This window comes from Neisseria sp. P0024.S006 (genome assembly GCF_051956595.1).
In the GTDB taxonomy this organism is placed as follows: domain Bacteria; phylum Pseudomonadota; class Gammaproteobacteria; order Burkholderiales; family Neisseriaceae; genus Neisseria.
This window is the reverse complement of the sequence record NZ_JBQCXH010000001.1, coordinates 292,749-309,882: the sequence shown is the minus strand read 5'-3', so window position 1 is coordinate 309,882 and position 17,134 is coordinate 292,749. Positions and strand designations below refer to the sequence as shown.

Sequence of the window (17,134 nt, the reverse complement as noted above, 5' to 3'; positions counted from 1 at the left end):
AAATCATTTAAGCCAACACAAAGGTCATCCATCGTAGAAAAAAATGTAAACAACAAGGCAATTTACTGTACAAAAAGGCTGCCTGAAAACCCACTTTCAGGCAGCCTGTACTTTCCTACATTACAGCTTCTCTTTAATCCAACCTTCCACGCTTCCTAGCATTTCAGGCAATTTGTCGGCATCTGTACCACCGGCTTGCGCTAAGTCAGGACGGCCGCCGCCTTTGCCGCCGACTTGTTCGGCTGCAAATTTAACCAGATCGCCTGCTTTGACTTTGCCAGTCAACGGTTTGGATACGCCGGCGCACAGGGAGACTTTGCCGTCGTTGACTGCGGCGAGCAATACGATGGCTTGTTCTGATTTGCCGGTCAGGTCGGTCACGATTTCGCGCAGGGCTGCGGCATCGGCTTCGATTTGTGCGGCAACGAGTTTGGCTGCGCCCAAGTCTTTTGCATCGTCCAAGAGTTTGGTGCCCGCATGGACGGCGAGTTCGGCTTTGGCGCGTGCCAATTCTTTTTCCAATGCTTTGGCGTGTGCTGCGCCTGCTTGGATTTTCGCCAGTACGTCTTTTTCGGTTTGGGCTTTGGTTTCGGCAATAATGTCTTTAACCAAGCGCTCTTGCTCTTGCGCCCATTTGAGTGTGTTCAGGCCGGTGATGGCTTCGATACGGCGTACGCCTGCGGCAATACCGCCTTCGCTGATGATTTTGAAGAGGCCGATGTCGCCGGTGCGTGAAACGTGTGTACCGCCGCACAATTCGGTAGAGAAACCGCCCATTTGCAGTACGCGCACTTCATCGCCGTATTTTTCGCCGAAGAGCATCATGGCGCCGGTTTTTTGGGCGTCTTCCATGCTCATAATGGCTGCGTTGACGGCAACGTTGGCCAAAATGGCTTCGTTGACGCGGCGTTCTACTTCGGCGATTTCTTCAGCAGTTACCGCTTGAGGATGGGAAATGTCGAAACGGGTGGATTCGGCGGTAACCAAAGAGCCTTTTTGTTCAACGTGTTCGCCCAATACATCGCGCAGAGCTTTGTGCATCAAGTGGGTGGCACTGTGGTTGCGCATATTGGCATTGCGGATTTCGTCATCCACTTTGGCGGTAACGCTGTCACCGACTTTCAGACGGCCTGAAGTTTGTACGCCGAATTGACCGAATACGGCCGCTTTGATTTTTTGGGTATCGCGTACTTCAAAGCGGTTTTCGCCTGCGAAGATATAGCCGACATCGCCGACTTGACCGCCGGATTCTGCATAGAACGGGGTAAAGTCGATAACGACGGCACCTTCGTCGCCTTCGTTCAATTCGTTGACTTGCTCGCCGTCTTTGTAGAGGGCGAGGACTTTAGATTCGGTTTGGCGTTCGCTATAACCTTTAAACTCGGTATCCTGACCTTCGTAAGGCAGTTGGGCGTTGGCTTTGAAGCTTTGTGCGGCGCGTGCGCGTGCGCGTTGGGCTTCCATCTCACGCTCGAAGCCTGCTTCGTCCAGTTCGATATTGCGTTCGCGGCAGATGTCGGCAGTCAAGTCGTATGGGAAACCGTAAGTATCGTAGAGTTTGAAGATGATTTCGCCGTCGAGTTTTTTGCTGCCTTTAGCCAATGCGTTTTCCAACAAAGCCATACCGGTTTCCAGAGTTTGGGCAAAACGGCTTTCTTCGTTTTTCAACGCTTCTTCGATTTGGGCTTGTTTTTCTTTCAATTCAGGGTAGGCATCGCCCATCTCTTTAACTAAATCGGCCACCAGTTTGTGGAAGAATGGTTTGCTTTGACCCAGTTTGTAACCGTGGCGCACGGCGCGGCGGATAATGCGGCGCAATACGTAGCCACGGCCTTCGTTGGAAGGCAATACGCCGTCGGCAATCAGGAAGGAGCAGGAGCGGATGTGGTCGGCGATGACTTTCAGGCTGGGTTCTTCCATGCTGAATGGTGCGCCGGTTTCGCGGGCAACGGCTTTGAGCAGGTCTTGGAACAAGTCGATTTCGTAGTTGCTGTGAACATGCTGCATGACGGCGGCCATGCGCTCCAAGCCCATGCCGGTATCGACGGAAGGCTTAGGCAGCGGATTCATATTGCCTTGTTCGTCGCGGTTGAACTGCATGAATACGCAGTTCCAAATTTCAATCCAGCGGTCGCCGTCTTCTTCAGGGCTGCCCGGAATGCCGCCCCAGATTTCTTCGCCGTGGTCGTAGAAAATTTCGGAGCAAGGGCCGCAAGGGCCGGTGTCGCCCATTTGCCAGAAGTTGTCGGATGCGTATTTCGCGCCTTTGTTGTCGCCGATGCGGACGATGCGCTCGGCAGGCATGCCGATTTCGTTCAGCCAGATGTTGTAGGCTTCGTCGTCTTCTGCGTAAACGGTCGCCAACAATTTTTCTTTAGGGATGTTCAACCATTCAGGGGAAGTCAGAAATTCCCAAGCGAAGTGGATCGCGTCGCGTTTGAAGTAGTCGCCGAAGGAGAAGTTGCCCATCATTTCAAAGAAGGTATGGTGGCGGGCGGTGTAGCCGACGTTTTCCAAGTCGTTGTGTTTGCCGCCTGCGCGTACGCATTTTTGCGCGGTAGTAGCGCGGTTGTACGGGCGTTTGTCAAAGCCGAGGAACACGTCTTTAAATTGGTTCATGCCTGCGTTGGTAAACAGCAGGGTCGGGTCGTCGTGTGGCACGAGCGAGGAAGAGCGGACGATGGTGTGGCCTTTAGATTCGAAAAATTTCAGGAATTTTTGGCGTAGTTCGGTGGTTTTCATAATGTCTCGATAAAATTTTGTACAAAGATTTCAGACGGCCCGGACGGCGCGTTGAGATTAAAAACGAATGGGCGTTATCTTACCGCAAAACCATATTTCAAGCTATCGGCAGAAAGGTTTTAAGTTGGCGGCAAGCTGTCTTTCAGACGGCCTCAAGCGGGTCGATATCTTTTAACAATGAAGCCTATCCGCCCCGGCTTGCCTGCTTTATAATGCCTTTCTCTTTTCAACCGGATACGCAAGGAATGATAATGGCCAAACATCTGTCCCTCATCGTACTGACTGCGCTGGCATTGGCCGGCTGCGGCGGCTCGGACAAAAACTCTGCCGACAAGGCGGCGCAAACCGATAATCAAAAGGTATTGAGCATTTACAACTGGTCGGAATATGTCGATCCCGAGACGGTTGCCGCGTTTGAGAAAAAACACGGTATCGCAGTAACTTATGATGTATATGACAGCGATGAAACCCTGGAGAGCAAGGTGTTGACCGGTAAGTCGGGTTACGACATCGTGGGTCCTTCCAATGCGTTTGTCGGTAGGCAGATTAAGGCAGGTGCGTATCAGAAAATCGACAAATCCCTGATTCCCAACTATAAAAACCTCAATCCACAACTGATGAAGCTGATGGAAGGCGTTGATCCGAATCACGAATACGCCGTTCCATTTTATTGGGGGACTAATACTTTCGCCATCAATACCGAGCGTGTGAAAAAGGCTTTGGGTACGGACAAACTACCGGACAATCAATGGGATTTGGTGTTTAACCCCGAATACACGTCCAAACTCAAGCAATGCGGCATCAGCTATTTGGACAGCGCGGCAGAAATTTATCCTATGGTATTGAACTATATGGGTAAAAATCCAAACAGTAGCGAAACGGCGGATATTAAGGCGGCTACGGAAGTCTTGAAGAAAAACCGTCCGTACATCAAGCGTTTTACCTCGTCCGGTTTTATCGATGATTTGGCGCGCGGCGATACTTGCGTAACAATTGGTTTTGGCGGCGATTTGAACATTGCCAAACGTCGTGCCGAAGAAGCAGGCGGCAAGGAAAAAATCCGTGTGATGATGCCGAAAGAAGGCGTGGGGATTTGGGTGGATTCGTTTGTGATTCCGAAAGATGCCAAACACGTGGCCAATGCCCATGCATATATCAATGATTTCTTAGATCCTGAAGTTGCGGCGAAAAACGGCAATTTTGTTACTTATGCGCCGTCCAGCAAACCGGCTCAGGAGCTGATGGATGAAGAGTTTAGAAACGACAATACGATTTTCCCAACTGATGAGGATTTGAAAAACAGCTTCATCATGGTGCCCATCCAACCGGCGGCGTTGAAATTTATGGTCCGCCAATGGCAAAGCGTGAAAGCAGGGACCTAAGCTGATTTAAACGGATTAAGGCCGTCTGAATGGTGTAACCGAAATCCTTGATTTCGTTTTACGGCTGTTCAGACGGCCTTTGGTTTGTGTCAGACTGGCTTGGATAAAGTTTGAAAAAACAAAGGGCGTGTCTATCAATCACGCCCTTTGTGTTTGTTTCAGACGGCCTTAGAATTTCACGCCTTTATGCAGGGCAACAATGCCTGCGCTCATGTTGTGGTAATCCACGCTGTCGAAGCCTGCATCCAGCATCATTTGTTTCAAGGTTTCTTGGTCGGGGTGCATACGGATGGACTCGGCGAGGTATTGGTAGCTGTCGGCATCTTTGGCAATCAGTTTGCCCATAATCGGCAGCAGTTTGAAAGAGTAGAGGTCGTACACGCCTTCCAAAGGTTTGTACACTTTGGAGAATTCCAACACCAGCAGGGTGCCGCCCGGTTTCAATACGCGGTACATTTCTTTCAGCGCGGCATCTTTGTGCGTCATGTTGCGTAGGCCGAATGCGACGGAAACCAGATTGAAATAGTTGTCGGGGAACGGCAATTTTTCAGCGTCTGCTAATGATACGGGCAGAATCATGCCTTCGTTGAGCAGGCGGTCGCGGCCGACGGTCAGCATGGAGGAGTTGATGTCTGTCAGCCAAACTTCGCCTTCTTTGCCCACACGTTTTGCCCAGCCTCGGGACAAATCGCCCGTACCGCCGGCGATGTCCAATACTTTGTCGCCTTTTTTCAGGCGGGCGGTATTGATGGTGAAATGTTTCCAAACGCGGTGCAGACCGCCGGACATTACGTCATTCATAATGTCGTAGTTTTTTGCCACGGAGTGGAAGACTTCGGCAACTTTGCCTGCTTTTTCGTCTTCGTCAACGGTAGTGAAGCCGAAATGGGTTTTGTGGTCGCTCATAGTGTCTGCCTTCTTAAAATAATACGGATTCAGGTATCGAATACGTCGAAATCGCCAACCACTTTCGACGCGGGAAATATAGTTTGTGCCTGCCGCTCCAGCATCAGGCGTTGTTCTTCTTCGGTATAACGTGCGCTGATGTGGGTCAGGTAAAGTTGTTTCACATTGGCCTGCAAAGCCAGCTTAGCGGCATTGGATACGGTTGAATGGAACACTCGTTCCGCTGTTTCTTCATCACCTGCCGCAAAGGTTGCTTCATGCGCCAAAACGTCTGTGTTTTGCGCGGTGCGTACTGCCTGCGGACAGGCTTTGGTATCGCCGAAGATGGCCACTTCTCGGCCTTTTTTGGGCGGGGAGAGGGACGCTTTGCCGTCAATCGTCCTTCCGTCATCCAAACTTACGGTCTCGCTTTTTTCAGACGGTCTTTCCGCCGCAACCACCGCTACCGCAGGAATGTGTGTGCTTGGGTTTCAAATCTTCGGCACTTGGCGTTCTGGACGCGCCGGCTTTTTCGAGGCGGTCGAGATAGTCTTGCCAAAGCGCGTCTTGATTGTGCGCCAGTCGGTAGAGATAGTCCCAATCGTAAAGGCCGCTGTCGTGGCCGTCTGAAAAAGTAATTTTCAAGGCGTATTGGCCGACGGGGTCTAAATCGGTAATGCTGACTTCGGCTTTGCCTGTTTGCAAAACATCTTGGCCGGCACCGTGTCCGCGCACTTCCGCGCTGGGCGAGTACACGCGTAGGTATTCGGCAGGAAGGCTCTTGGCACCGTCAACATAGACCAAAGTCAGTACGCGCCTCTCTTGCTGGAGGCGGATTTCTTGTGGAATTTTATCGGCTTGGGTCATGTCATGCTCCGTTCTTTTTACGCAAATAGGCAACGCGTACAGAAAAAATACCGCCAAGTACGGCAAACAGCACGATTGCGTAGAGTGAAAACCGTATCAGGCTCACTTGTGTGTCCGCCGTCAGCCCCAAGGGCAGCAACATCACGGCAACGAACAGTAAAAATGCGGCCAACATGGCGGCAATGCTGGCAAAGGCATAGCGGGTATTGGCTGCTGTTTGCGGATGTTTGGTCATATTGGATAGCTTGCCGTAGGGTAATGAGGCGGTATTTTATCAGTTTTTTGGTGCTTCATGCCGTCTGAAAACGGCTTTATTTCCATAAATAAAGTGTAATGGCGCGCCTGTCTTCGCCTTCGGGCATTAAGCGGATGCTGCTGCCTTTGCTTCCGTTGACACGGATAATGATGCCGCCGGCCTGCCGCTCGATGATGTCGAGTTGGGTGTCGCGGTTCATGCGGTAGTTGTAGCGTTCGCATTGTTTCAAGCACCAAAAATCCTGCCAATGGATAAAATATTTTTGTCCGGATTCGATGGCCAGCGTTTCGCCACCTTTGACGATGAAGTAAGGATAATCGGGTTTTTGCGTGCTGAATGTCCATTCGGCCGTTCTGTTTTTTCCGTTTTGACGGTATTCGAACACGGCTCGGTAGTCGGTATCGTATTCCAAGGGCTGTAAAGGAAACAGCGCGAATTGGCGTTCGGTCAGGAGGCGGTTTGGGTCATTATCTTTATCTAAGATTTTGACGTCTTTGATTTCTTTTGTGTCCTGATACAGTTTGAACGAACGCATTCTGACCGGGGGCGATTGTTCGGAGAAGGCGATGCTGACCGGATTGCCGGTCATTTCATAATGCGGCATAGGGTCGGGATGCTCACCATGAAAAACCGGCGAAGCGAAGTTGCCTTGCGGATAGGTGATGTAAGGCCGGAGTTTGCGGTTGGAAATTTCATCCGCATAAACAATAGCATGACCATGACAGGCATCTTGATAAAACGAGCGGCTGAGGTCGGAGAGAGGGCGGTTTTTTTGGCAGAAGCTGTTGAATCTGCTGTCGCCCTGATTGATGCTCAACGCGATTTGTTTGCCTTGCGATTCAAATGCTGCACCGGCCTCGTCGATATTTTGATCGAGCAAGGAGAAACGGTGGTAAATCGCCGTCATCAGATTGTCCAGCTGATGTTGGGCAGGTAGGTGGTCGTTGATTTTTTCGTTTGGCGGATGTTGGCCGGTGCTGACGTTTTCGTGTACGCCTTTATAGGCATAACCGGCTTTGCGCGTGCGGTCTGATGGGCGTGGGCCCGTGTAAAAGGGATTGCGCGTATTGTGTTCGTCATGTCCGTCGTCAGGGTTTTGCAGCAGATAGCGGGCATGATTGCGCGCAGCGCGTTCGAGTGTGGCCGAGTGCGCCAGTGCGGGCAGGTTGGCTGAGGCGCGGAGGAAGTTTAAATACGCCAAGGCATCAAAATCGGCAACGGTAGTACGATTTTGCGGCGGTTGGGCGTAGATGAGCTGGTCTTCGGAATAGCGATGGGTTTCGTAGTATTGGAATATACCGAGGGCGACGGCAAAACCGCCCAGCCAGTAAAGAATATGTTTCATTATATATGCTGCGTTCAGACGGCCTTGAGCTACGGCTCTTTCCCCTTGAAACTCATGCCGCTACATGATTATTTTGATAGCGGCTTGACTTGGAATGCTTCAGGGTGGGATTTGAAATATTCGACAGCGATAAATCCGCCGCCAATAATAATCAGCAGGGCAATGGCCATGCCGATCATCGCTAAAATGAATTTGTCCATATTTGTCCGTTTGAATGAAGGCCGTCTGAAACACTTGAAAGCGTTCAGACGGCCTTAAAGTCAGGTTAATTAACGTTCGATTTGCGATACGTCGCGTACTGCGCCTTTGTCGGCGGAAGTCGCCATCGCGCCATAGGCACGCAGGGCTGCGGAGACGTAGCGGTCGCGGTTTTCCGGTTTCCACGCTTTGCTGCCGCGTGCTTCCATTTCGGCACGGCGTGCGGCAAGCTCTTCATCGGAAATGACAAGGTGGATGCTGCGGTTTGGAATGTCGATTTCGATGGTGTCGCCTTCGTGTACCAAACCGATTGCGCCGCCTTCTGCCGCTTCAGGCGAAGCGTGGCCGATGGACAGGCCGGAAGTACCGCCGGAGAAGCGTCCGTCGGTCAGAAGGGCGCATTCTTTGCCCAAACCTTTGGATTTCAGGTAAGAAGTCGGGTACAGCATTTCTTGCATGCCCGGGCCGCCTTTAGGGCCTTCGTAGCGGATGATGACGATGTCGCCGGCGACGATTTGGTTGCCCAAAATGCCTTCGACTGCGTCTTCTTGGCTTTCAAATACGCGGGCGCGGCCGGTAAATTTGAGGATGCTCTCGTCCACGCCTGCGGTTTTCACTACGCAACCGCGTTCTGCGATATTGCCGAACAATACTGCCAAGCCGCCGTCTTGCGAGTAGGCATGTTCCACATCGCGGATACAGCCTTTTTCGCGGTCGAGGTCGAGGGTTTTCCACATACGGTTTTGCGAGAACGCCTGAGTAGTGCGCACGCCGCCGGGCGCCGCTTTGAAACGCTCGATGGCATGGGTGTTTTCAGGGTTGGTCACGTCCCATTTTTCAATCGCGTCTTTCAGTGTCGGCGCGTGGATGGTGTACACGTCGGTGTGCAGTTTGCCTGCTTTGTCCAATTCTTTCAGGATGGCGAAGATGCCGCCTGCGCGGTGTACGTCTTCCATGTAGTAGTCGTGATTGTTTGGCGCGGTTTTGCAGATGCAAGGTACAACGCGGCTCAGGCGGTCGATGTCGGCCATTTTGAAATCGACACCGGCTTCGTTGGCAACAGCCAACAGGTGCAAAATGGTATTGGTAGAGCCGCCCATGGCGATGTCCATGGTCATGGCGTTTTCAAACGCTTTTTTGGTGGCAATGCTGCGCGGCAACACGGTTTCGTCGTCTTGCTCGTAGTAGCGTTTGGTGATTTCGACAATCATGCGGCCGGCTTCGAGGAACAATTCTTTGCGGCCTGCGTGGGTAGCCAGATAAGAACCGTTGCCTGGCAGGGAAAGGCCGAGTGCTTCGGTCAGGCAGTTCATGGAGTTGGCGGTAAACATGCCGGAGCAGGAGCCGCAGGTCGGGCAGGCGTTTTGCTCGACTTCTTCGACTTGTTTGTCGCTGATATTGTCGTCAGCCGATTCGATCATGGCGTCAATCAAGTCCAAACGGCGTTCGGGCTGAATATTGGCCACGCCGATAACTTTACCGGCTTCCATCGGGCCGCCGGAAACGAAGATGGTCGGAATGTTCAGGCGCATGGCGGCAATCAGCATTCCCGGGGTAATTTTGTCGCAGTTGGAAATGCACACCAGTGCGTCGGCGCAGTGGGCGTTGACCATGTATTCGATGGAGTCGGCAATCAGGTCGCGGCTGGGCAGTGAGTACAACATGCCGCTGTGGCCCATGGCGATACCGTCGTCAATGGCGATGGTGTTGAATTCTTTGGCAATGCCGCCGGCTTTTTCGATTTCACGGGCAACCAGTTGACCCATATTGTGCAGGTGTACATGGCCTGGGACGAATTGGGTGAAAGAGTTGGCAATGGCGATAATCGGTTTGCCGAAGTCGGTTTCCATTACGCCGGTCGCACGCCACAATGCGCGCGCGCCTGCCATATTGCGGCCGTGGGTAGAGGTTTTGGAGCGGTATTCAGGCATTTTTGTTCCTTTGTTTTATGCTGAGGCCGTCTGAAATAGGCTGGTTGGTTGGCGGCCTGTTGTAGAAATAACTCGGTATTTTATACCAATTACGAGCGATGAAGCACGCTATTTTGTAATAAAACTAAACTGTATTTGCTTCACCTGAATTTGCTGCTCATTCTTTCAGACGGCCTGAAGTTTTCTTAAGATGAAATGCTGTCTTTCCCAGTTGCAAAAGATGTTGGCATCAAAAAGTGATATGATAGGGAACTTCTCACATTTCTAAGGATAAGACGATGAAAAAAATCATGTTTGCATTGTGTTCGGCCATGTTGGCTTCTGCTGCGTCTGCCGCTGTTTATAAAGTGGACGAATTTCATACCAATGCCCGCTTTGCCATCGACCATTTCAACACCAGCACCAACGTCGGCGGTATTTATGGTTTGACCGGCAATTTGGAATTTGACCGTGCCAAACGCCAAGGCTCTATCGATATTGTATTGCCTTTGTCCAAACTGCAAACCGGTTCGGACCACTTTACCCAACATTTGAAATCTGCCGATATTTTCAATGCAGACAAATACCCTGAAATCCGTTTTGTATCCACCAAATTCAATTTCAACGGCAAAAAACTGCTGTCTGTTGACGGCAACCTGACCATGAACGGCAAAACTGCGCCGGTGAAACTCAAAGCCGATAAATTCAACTGTTACCAAAGCCCAATGGCAAAAGCAGAAGCATGTGGCGGCGATTTCAGCACCACCATCGACCGCACCAAATGGGGCTTGGATTATTTGGTAAGTGCCGGCATGAGCAAAAAAGTAAACATCAATATCCAAATCGAAGCAGTGAAACAATAATCCTGCTTGATTTCAAAATAAAGGCCGTCTGAACGGAATCTGTTCAGACGGCCTTATGATTAAAGACGTTTAGGATTCTTTATTTTTATCGGCTTTGGCTGCCCAATAAGTTGCCAGAAGCGAGCCGGAGATATTGTGCCACACGCTGAACAATGCGCTGGGAACGGCAACAACCGGCGCGGCGGCAAAGTGTGCAGCGGCAAGGGCGGCGCCTAAGCCTGAGTTTTGCATACCGACTTCGATGGCCAGCGTTTTTTGTGCATCATAAGGTAGGCCGGTCCATTTGGCGGCAAAGAAGCCGAGTAGATAGCCGATGCCGTTGTGGAGTACGACAACCGCGAAAATCAGCAGGCCGCTTTCAATAATTTTGCCTTTGCTGGCGCCGACTACCGCACCGATAATCAGCACGATGGCGGCAACGGAAACCAGCGGCAGCGCATCGGTCAGTTTTTCAGTTTTGTTGCCCAAAATCTTATGGACAATCAAGCCCAAAACGATGGGGAGCAAAACCATTTTGACGATGGACATCAACATGCCGCCCGCTTGGATTTCCAGCATTTCACCGGCAAGCATCAGGAAGATGGCAGGGGTCAGCAATGGGGAAATCAGGGTAGAAACAGACGTAACGGCAACCGACAAAGCCACATTGCCGCGCGCCAAATAGGTTATCACATTGGAAGCCGTACCGCCCGGACAGCAGCCGACCAAAATCACACCGACCGCGATTTCGGCAGGCAGGTTCAACAGTTTGGCCAGCAGATAGGCAGTCGCAGGCATGATGGCGAATTGGGCGATCACGCCGATAATGACGGCTTTGGGGTGTTTGAACAAAATATCAAAGTCGGAGGGTTTGAGGGTCAAGCCCATGCCGAACATGATCACGCCCAGTAGCCAAGGAATGTAAGGCCCGACCCATTTGAAGGTGTCGGGTGCGAAAAAAGCGATGCCGGCAAAGAGCGCGGCCCAGAGGGAAAAGGTCTTTCCGATAAAATTACTGATTTTGTTGAGGGTATTCATAATGATATGTTGTGAAGTTGTTTTTAAGGGAAACCAAGGATACACGCCTTAACCTTAATTTGCAAAATGGATTAAAATAAATAAGGCCGTCTGAAAATAAGGATTGATTTTCAGACGGCCTGTGATTTGTATTTGCTATATAGACGGCATTATTCTTTTGATAAAATATTGCGCAACCATCGGGCGGCAGGTGCGATTTCTCCGGCGAGCATGCCGGTTTCGATTTGGCTGCTGTGTTTGATGACATCGGCCGCCGCACCATGCAGCCATACGCCGGCGCAGGCGGCTTGGAATGTCGGAATGCCTTGCGCCAGCAGGCTGCCGATCATACCGCTTAAGACATCACCGCTGCCGGCGGTGGCCAAACCGGCATTGCCGCTGGTGTTGGTATAGGTCATGCCGTCAGTTGCGGCAACTAATGTATGATGACCTTTCAATACGACAGTCGCGCCATATTTATGGCTGATTTCAGTCACGGCTTTTTGCCTGTCGGCTTGAACTGATTGGGTATCAGTACCGAGTAGGCGTGCGGCTTCGGCCGGATGAGGTGTCAGGACGATATGTTTGTACGATTTGAGGCGTTCGGCTAATTCGGGAGAACGGGCCAGCAGTGTCAAGGCATCTGCATCGAGTAATAAAGGCTGGTCATGGTGTGTAGACAGAATTTGGGGCAGCAGCTGCTCTGATAATCCGTCCAAGCCAAAGCCGCAGCCGATTACCCGTGCGCTGACATCGTTGCGCTCCATTAGTTGAGCCGCAGTGGCGAGCATAATTTCAGGGCGTTCGGGAATGATGGCAAAAGGCAGCGTGGCTTGGTTGAAGCCCGCCCAAACCTTGCCGCATCCTTGATACATGGCGGCTGTGGCTGCTAAAACCACCGCGCCGCTCATTCCCGTTGCGCCGCCGATAATGGCAAGCGTGCCGTATGTGCCTTTGTGCGATTCTTGGGCGCGGGGGCGGAATACGTTGGGAAATGCTAAGGCCGTCTGAAAGGCTTGAAGCGATTCGGGAAGCGTGTAGATGGGCTGCATGGTGTAACCTTCCAAGATAAGAAATTTAATTTTAAATCAGAAAGTAAAAGGTAATGAAGCAAAAAATAAAAGTTTGGGACGCACCTACGCGCCTGTTCCATTGGCTCTTGGTGTTATTGATGGGATTCATGTGGTACAGCGCAACCCAAGGCGGCGATATGCTGGTATGGCACTTGCGCGGCGGCTTGTTGATGCTGGCCTTGGTGGTTTTCCGCTTGTGTTGGGGGATTTGGGGCAGCGATACGGCAAAATTCTGCCGATTTGTGCGTCCGTTCTCCGAAATCCGCCGCTATACGCAAGGCCGAATGTCTGAAGACGAATTGGTCGGCCACAATCCTTTGGGCGCGCTGATGGTCATCGCTTTATTGGCCGCCTTGGTTTTTCAGACGGCCACAGGTTTATTTGCCGCCGATGAAAATACGTTTACCAATTCCGGCTTTTTAAATCATTTGGTCAGCGAACACGCCGGTACGCTGGCGCGAAAAATCCATGTCAATTTCTTTAATGTTTTAGCTGTTTTGGCGGGTGTACATATCGCGGCTGTTTTGCTGTATCGCTTTGTGAAAAAACAGGATTTGATTACGCCGATGATGAGTGGCTTTAAAACTATTGATGCCCAACAGCCTAAATTGGCAGGAATGGGACAACTGCTTGCCGCTTTGTTGGTAGCGATTGTGTTAGTGTGTGCAATATGGATGTTGCGCGGCTGATGTTTTAAAACGGATACCAAAAACAAACCGACCCCGATAGCCGAAATGGCTGTTGGGGTCGGTCTCTTTTTAGGGTTTAAAAGATGATGTTCAGACGGCCTTAACGCAGCGCAAGATGCTGTGGCCGCGGCCGATGCCGTCTGAAATTTCCGCTACTTTCAACCCGGCTTTTTCAACGCAACGGATCAGGTCTTCAGAATGGAAGATTTTGCTGTTGCCGTTGGCCATGGCAGTGAAATACAGGCTGGTCATGGTCAGGCAGTAGGCAGCGGTTTCGTAGCGTTGTCTGTCCCAGAAAGGCTCCATGATGTAGAGGCTGGTGTTTTCGCTCATAGATGCAGCGGCGCGTTGAAGAATGCTGGTGGCTTGTTCTTCGGTGAAGCAGTCTAGGAATTGGCTCATCCAGATCGCGTCAAAACCGGTCGGGAACGGAATCTCAGGATCAAGCAGATTGGCCGGATGGGCGTGGATACGGTCTGCGCCGTTTTTACCTTTGGTTGCTTCGCGCATCAAGCCGATTTGTTGCGGCAGATCCATGATGGTTACTTCGACTTCGGCATTGTGGTTGACGCATTGTTCCGCCCAGCGGCCGGTATTGCCGCCGACATCGAGCAGTTTTTTAACCGGTTTGGCGAACACGGTGTTGAGTGCTTCGGCGAAGGAGTTGTCGGAATAATAATGGTCGAATGCAAACCATTTTTCTTGCGCGATGCTTGGCAATGAAGACAAGCCTTCGTAAATGGTTGGCCAGTCGCCGAATACTTTCAGGCCTTCAGGCTTGCCGGTTTGCAGGGTTTTTTCTAAATCAAACATGCCTTGGTAGCAGATTTCCTGTGTGAAATCCATGTTGACGCGGGCCATTTTGTCTTTGAGGACAAACCAACCGGCCTTACTGATGAAATAGCGGTTGTCGCGAGTCAAGACAGTGCCGATAGACAGCGAAGCTTCCAGCAGGACTTGTGCCGCGTAGTTGCTGATTTTCGCTTTTTCAGCAATTTCGGCTTGAGTGAGGCCGTCTGGATGGTCGTTCAGCAAGTCCAGAATGCCAAATTTCACCATCAGGCGGGAAACTTGGAACACAATCGGTGCAAAAGCGATTTCTTGAGCCAGACGTTGAGCCTCGCCTGCGGACTGGTGTTCGTGGGAATAGCGTTGTTCTAGGGCAGGGAAGAGTTGCATATTGTTGGTTTTCCACTAAAAAGTTAATAGGTATATTCAGACGGCCTCAAACACAATCCGTCCTGATGCACAAGGATGCTCTCCGTTGTTAATTTTAAAGCTCAGTTTGTTTTTGCCTTCATCGTATTTCAGTTCTACCGACACTTCATCATGAGGACGGATAAACTGCTGATATTTTAGATTTTCGATGCGGATGACACGCTGTTTGCCCCATGGCTTGGGCGCAAACAGGTTGCGTACCCACTGCAACTCGACCACGCCGGGAACCAGCGGGAAGGTGGCAAAATGGCCGCCGAAATAAACCAAATCCAAGGGCACGCGGCCGATAAAAGTTTCGGTATTGGTTTCATCGTCAGATGATGTTTTCGACCAAACGGGAGAAGTTTGGGCAACGGTAAAGGCCGTCTGAAAATCCGACGCGGCTATTTTGGCTTGGGCATTGCGCGGCAGGTTGTCGGTAAAACGCCAGTAACGCGGCAGGGCGATGGTGTCCTGCGTGGCGGCCAGATGGCGTTTGAGCGTATCTGCGACCGCAGCGCGGCCTTTCTCGCGCAAGGCAGAGATACCGTCTGCGTTCAATGCTGCCCATATGGCAATGCGTTGATGTTGGGGATGGCGGCCGCAATGGGCATCGGCAATCCAAGGGTGTTGTAAAAGTTCGTGTTCGATTTGGGTCAGCGACACGCGTTTGTCCTCAAATTTAATAATACGGTCTTGGCGACCGAGTAACAGAAAACCGTCATCTTGCGGCTCGATCAAATCGGCGGTTTGGCGGCGCTCGGGCGACCAAGGCGAAGAAGCCCAAAGTGCGCCTTCTTCGTTTTGCCCGATTTCCACACCCTTAAAAGGCTGCCATTCTTGGCGTTCGCAACGAGAGGCAATCACGCCGGTTTCGGTACTGCCATAGACTTCAAACGGGCGCACGGCAGCCTGTTGCAGCAAATCCGCCGTGGTTGCGGGCAATGCGCCGCCGGCCGAGACAATGCCTGCAATTTTATGGCCGATACTCTGCCAGTTGCGGTTTTCACCCAAGCGGTTGAGTACGGCCGGACTGGCAATCCAAACCACTTTATCGTGTGCGGCTGTGCTGGAAAGTAGGTTTTCCGGATAAACCGCCTGCTGTCGCTCCATAGTCCAAACCATTGTCAGCGCGAGTGCGAAGCGGAATGTGAAGCCGTAAAGATGCTGCGGAATCACGCTGCCGATCACGGTTTCACCGTGTTGTCCAAATGGCAGCGTATTTGCCAAAGTCAGGGCTTCTGCCTGCATTTGCGCGGCGGTTTTCACAATAATCTGCGCTTCGCCGCTGGAACCTGATGTTTTCAGCCATGCTTCGGCATGGTCGGGAATCAGATGGTTTTCAGGATAGGTGTTCAGTCCTTCCGATTCTGTTTGAGTCAATACATCAGGCAAGTGCCATATGTTCAGGCCGTCTGAAGATAGCTTTTTATCTGTTGAATCTGTTAAAAACGCCTCTGCCGTTTTCCCCCACTCCAAATTGTCTTGCGCCAAATTGGGCAGCAATAAAACCTTTCCACCAGAATGCCACACTGCCAACACGGCACAGGCAAACAGCGCGGCATCGTCAAACCACAACGCGGCAGTTTGCACGCCTGCCTGTTTCAGACGGCCTGACAGATGAAAAACCGCACGGTTGAAATCAGCACGCGTCCAATTCGGATGCGTGGCGATAAGGTCGTGTTGGGGTAGGTCGGGGGATAGGATTTGGGTTAGGTTCATGGATGAATCCAGCAGTTGCTGCTATCACTATCAAAAAATTGAATGTTGATATTTCCAAAGTGTCTCTGAAGAGTAGTATTAATATACTGACAATAATCTTGGTTATTATTATAAACAGAAACAGCAATATTTCTTATTCCGCAATTTCTTAATTTTTCCAATAAATGTAGGTCTTGTGAACCTATGCCCCATCCATAGATCACTAAACTATCTTTGGGTTCTGGTAATACTTCTCTGTAAATAGTCGAAAAATAAAAGCTATTATGAATAGAATTTATTTTTTGATTTGCTGTTCCTTCACTGATGAATAATGGAACAGTTTCCCCACGATTCCAGCCGTCAAGTATTAAATCGAGCAAACCAATTCCATTGTTTTCTATTTTATATTCAGAGCCATAGAATTTCTTTCCTAACGCTAAATTGCCATGAAGATAAAATACAAGTGAAGTAAATCTATTTCTATTGATAGGCTCTCTAAATCTTTTCCAATTTTCATCAAAATTTCTATTTATAAAACAATCTTTTAAGGAGAATCCATCATTAATGTTTAAACCATGCATTAATGCCCAATATACAATTAAATCGTAATTTAGGGAAATAATGGTATCAAATTGCTTGATAAAGTTATAAATGTTGTTTAAGAAAGGTTCTACTTCCTGATAACTTGGATGTATGCTTCTTACGGTTGCTATTAAGCCATTTCTTATTTCTTCATATACTTGACTGAGATCGGTATTATTTATTCGCAAAATTTGATTTACATTGTGGGCTTGCCAAATTCTACGTAGAATTAATTCAAAATCATAGGTTTCAAAAAAATTAAATAATCTATTTATACGTTCATTATTTAATAAATTATTGTTAAAAGCATGCTGTAGTAAAGACTGATAATTAAATTGTCGGTTAACTGCAATACTTGCCCCATTCCCTAGAATTAAGGTTGATCGATTATACTGTGCACGAATATCATCCCAATCTTCTATTTGACACATATGATTACCTTTCTTTA

Annotated in this window: 16 protein-coding genes; 3 read left to right on the top strand and 13 right to left on the bottom strand. The window is 50.2% G+C overall.

The features are described 5' to 3' along the window. Positions 1 to 120 precede the first annotated feature (120 nt). Complete coding sequence (gene alaS, locus ACTHUF_RS01555; protein WP_440406806.1) at positions 121 to 2,742, bottom strand: alanine--tRNA ligase; 2,622 nt, start codon at positions 2,740 to 2,742, stop codon at positions 121 to 123. Between the two features lie 251 nt (positions 2,743 to 2,993). On the opposite strand from alaS, the gene ACTHUF_RS01550 reads away from it, so the two are divergent. Beyond that, positions 2,994 to 4,124: a polyamine ABC transporter substrate-binding protein gene (locus ACTHUF_RS01550; RefSeq protein WP_440406804.1), complete on the top strand. Its 1,131-nt coding sequence runs from the start codon at positions 2,994 to 2,996 to the stop codon at positions 4,122 to 4,124. Positions 4,125 to 4,292: 168 nt separating this feature from the next. On the opposite strand, the gene ubiE is transcribed toward ACTHUF_RS01550, so the two are convergent. The 7 genes from ubiE to ilvD all read right to left on the bottom strand — a co-directional run bounded on the left by ubiE (position 4,293) and on the right by ilvD (position 9,606). Then, on the bottom strand, positions 4,293 to 5,030 hold the full coding sequence (gene ubiE / locus ACTHUF_RS01545; protein WP_003746386.1) for a bifunctional demethylmenaquinone methyltransferase/2-methoxy-6-polyprenyl-1,4-benzoquinol methylase UbiE: 738 nt from the start codon (positions 5,028 to 5,030) through the stop codon (positions 4,293 to 4,295). Positions 5,031 to 5,059: 29 nt separating this feature from the next. Further along, a complete protein-coding gene (locus tag ACTHUF_RS01540; protein ID WP_440406802.1) occupies positions 5,060 to 5,425 on the bottom strand; it encodes an MBL fold metallo-hydrolase in 366 nt (121 codons plus the stop codon). Positions 5,426 to 5,444: 19 nt separating this feature from the next. After that, positions 5,445 to 5,876 carry a gamma-butyrobetaine hydroxylase-like domain-containing protein gene (locus tag ACTHUF_RS01535; protein WP_440406800.1) on the bottom strand — a complete coding sequence of 144 codons (432 nt, stop codon included), beginning with the start codon at positions 5,874 to 5,876 and terminating at the stop codon, positions 5,445 to 5,447. A 1-nt stretch (position 5,877) separates the two neighbouring features. Beyond that, complete coding sequence (locus ACTHUF_RS01530) at positions 5,878 to 6,111, bottom strand: hypothetical protein (protein ID WP_003679719.1); 234 nt, start codon at positions 6,109 to 6,111, stop codon at positions 5,878 to 5,880. Positions 6,112 to 6,187: 76 nt separating this feature from the next. Continuing rightward, entirely contained in the window at positions 6,188 to 7,477 is a 1,290-nt protein-coding gene (locus tag ACTHUF_RS01525; RefSeq protein ID WP_036491121.1) for a CAP domain-containing protein, read from the bottom strand. A 68-nt stretch (positions 7,478 to 7,545) separates the two neighbouring features. Next, positions 7,546 to 7,677 (bottom strand): hypothetical protein, encoded by a 132-nt coding sequence (locus tag ACTHUF_RS01520; protein ID WP_256388404.1) that lies wholly within the window; start codon positions 7,675 to 7,677, stop codon positions 7,546 to 7,548. Positions 7,678 to 7,746: 69 nt separating this feature from the next. Further along, positions 7,747 to 9,606 (bottom strand): dihydroxy-acid dehydratase, encoded by a 1,860-nt coding sequence (gene ilvD / locus ACTHUF_RS01515; RefSeq protein WP_070615262.1) that lies wholly within the window; start codon positions 9,604 to 9,606, stop codon positions 7,747 to 7,749. Between the two features lie 278 nt (positions 9,607 to 9,884). Here ilvD and ACTHUF_RS01510 point away from each other — a divergent pair, with 278 nt between their 5' ends. Further along, complete coding sequence (locus tag ACTHUF_RS01510; protein WP_300482735.1) at positions 9,885 to 10,448, top strand: YceI family protein; 564 nt, start codon at positions 9,885 to 9,887, stop codon at positions 10,446 to 10,448. A 69-nt stretch (positions 10,449 to 10,517) separates the two neighbouring features. Here the strand turns inward: ACTHUF_RS01510 and ACTHUF_RS01505 are convergent, their stop codons facing one another. Both ACTHUF_RS01505 and ACTHUF_RS01500 read right to left on the bottom strand, forming a co-directional pair. Beyond that, entirely contained in the window at positions 10,518 to 11,465 is a 948-nt protein-coding gene (locus ACTHUF_RS01505; RefSeq protein ID WP_315094428.1) for a bile acid:sodium symporter family protein, read from the bottom strand. Positions 11,466 to 11,614: 149 nt separating this feature from the next. Continuing rightward, on the bottom strand, positions 11,615 to 12,496 hold the full coding sequence (locus tag ACTHUF_RS01500) for an NAD(P)H-hydrate dehydratase (RefSeq protein ID WP_440406797.1): 882 nt from the start codon (positions 12,494 to 12,496) through the stop codon (positions 11,615 to 11,617). A 53-nt stretch (positions 12,497 to 12,549) separates the two neighbouring features. Here ACTHUF_RS01500 and ACTHUF_RS01495 point away from each other — a divergent pair, with 53 nt between their 5' ends. Further along, positions 12,550 to 13,206 (top strand): cytochrome b/b6 domain-containing protein, encoded by a 657-nt coding sequence (locus ACTHUF_RS01495; RefSeq protein WP_070826942.1) that lies wholly within the window; start codon positions 12,550 to 12,552, stop codon positions 13,204 to 13,206. A 90-nt stretch (positions 13,207 to 13,296) separates the two neighbouring features. Here ACTHUF_RS01495 and ACTHUF_RS01490 read toward each other — a convergent pair whose 3' ends face one another. The 3 genes from ACTHUF_RS01490 to ACTHUF_RS01480 are packed head-to-tail and all read right to left on the bottom strand — an operon-like array spanning position 13,297 to position 17,117. Beyond that, positions 13,297 to 14,385: a methyltransferase gene (locus ACTHUF_RS01490; RefSeq protein WP_003685414.1), complete on the bottom strand. Its 1,089-nt coding sequence runs from the start codon at positions 14,383 to 14,385 to the stop codon at positions 13,297 to 13,299. A 36-nt stretch (positions 14,386 to 14,421) separates the two neighbouring features. Further along, complete coding sequence (locus ACTHUF_RS01485; protein WP_070826943.1) at positions 14,422 to 16,125, bottom strand: AMP-binding protein; 1,704 nt, start codon at positions 16,123 to 16,125, stop codon at positions 14,422 to 14,424. Beyond that, positions 16,122 to 17,117 (bottom strand): DUF4917 family protein, encoded by a 996-nt coding sequence (locus tag ACTHUF_RS01480; protein WP_070826944.1) that lies wholly within the window; start codon positions 17,115 to 17,117, stop codon positions 16,122 to 16,124. Before ACTHUF_RS01480 ends, ACTHUF_RS01485 begins: the two co-directional genes overlap by 4 nt. Between the last annotated feature and the right edge of the window lie 17 nt (positions 17,118 to 17,134).

Coding starts and splice junctions, on each gene's coding strand:
- alaS (WP_440406806.1), bottom strand. CDS start 2,742: ATGAAAACCACCGAACTACGCCAAAAATTCCTGAAATTTTTCGAATCT.
- ACTHUF_RS01550 (WP_440406804.1), top strand. CDS start 2,994: ATGGCCAAACATCTGTCCCTCATCGTACTGACTGCGCTGGCATTGGCC.
- ubiE (WP_003746386.1), bottom strand. CDS start 5,030: ATGAGCGACCACAAAACCCATTTCGGCTTCACTACCGTTGACGAAGAC.
- ACTHUF_RS01535 (WP_440406800.1), bottom strand. CDS start 5,876: ATGACCCAAGCCGATAAAATTCCACAAGAAATCCGCCTCCAGCAAGAG.
- ACTHUF_RS01530 (WP_003679719.1), bottom strand. CDS start 6,111: ATGACCAAACATCCGCAAACAGCAGCCAATACCCGCTATGCCTTTGCC.
- ACTHUF_RS01525 (WP_036491121.1), bottom strand. CDS start 7,477: ATGAAACATATTCTTTACTGGCTGGGCGGTTTTGCCGTCGCCCTCGGT.
- ACTHUF_RS01520 (WP_256388404.1), bottom strand. CDS start 7,677: ATGGACAAATTCATTTTAGCGATGATCGGCATGGCCATTGCCCTGCTG.
- ilvD (WP_070615262.1), bottom strand. CDS start 9,606: ATGCCTGAATACCGCTCCAAAACCTCTACCCACGGCCGCAATATGGCA.
- ACTHUF_RS01510 (WP_300482735.1), top strand. CDS start 9,885: ATGAAAAAAATCATGTTTGCATTGTGTTCGGCCATGTTGGCTTCTGCT.
- ACTHUF_RS01505 (WP_315094428.1), bottom strand. CDS start 11,465: ATGAATACCCTCAACAAAATCAGTAATTTTATCGGAAAGACCTTTTCC.
- ACTHUF_RS01500 (WP_440406797.1), bottom strand. CDS start 12,496: ATGCAGCCCATCTACACGCTTCCCGAATCGCTTCAAGCCTTTCAGACG.
- ACTHUF_RS01495 (WP_070826942.1), top strand. CDS start 12,550: ATGAAGCAAAAAATAAAAGTTTGGGACGCACCTACGCGCCTGTTCCAT.
- ACTHUF_RS01490 (WP_003685414.1), bottom strand. CDS start 14,385: ATGCAACTCTTCCCTGCCCTAGAACAACGCTATTCCCACGAACACCAG.
- ACTHUF_RS01485 (WP_070826943.1), bottom strand. CDS start 16,125: ATGAACCTAACCCAAATCCTATCCCCCGACCTACCCCAACACGACCTT.
- ACTHUF_RS01480 (WP_070826944.1), bottom strand. CDS start 17,117: ATGTGTCAAATAGAAGATTGGGATGATATTCGTGCACAGTATAATCGA.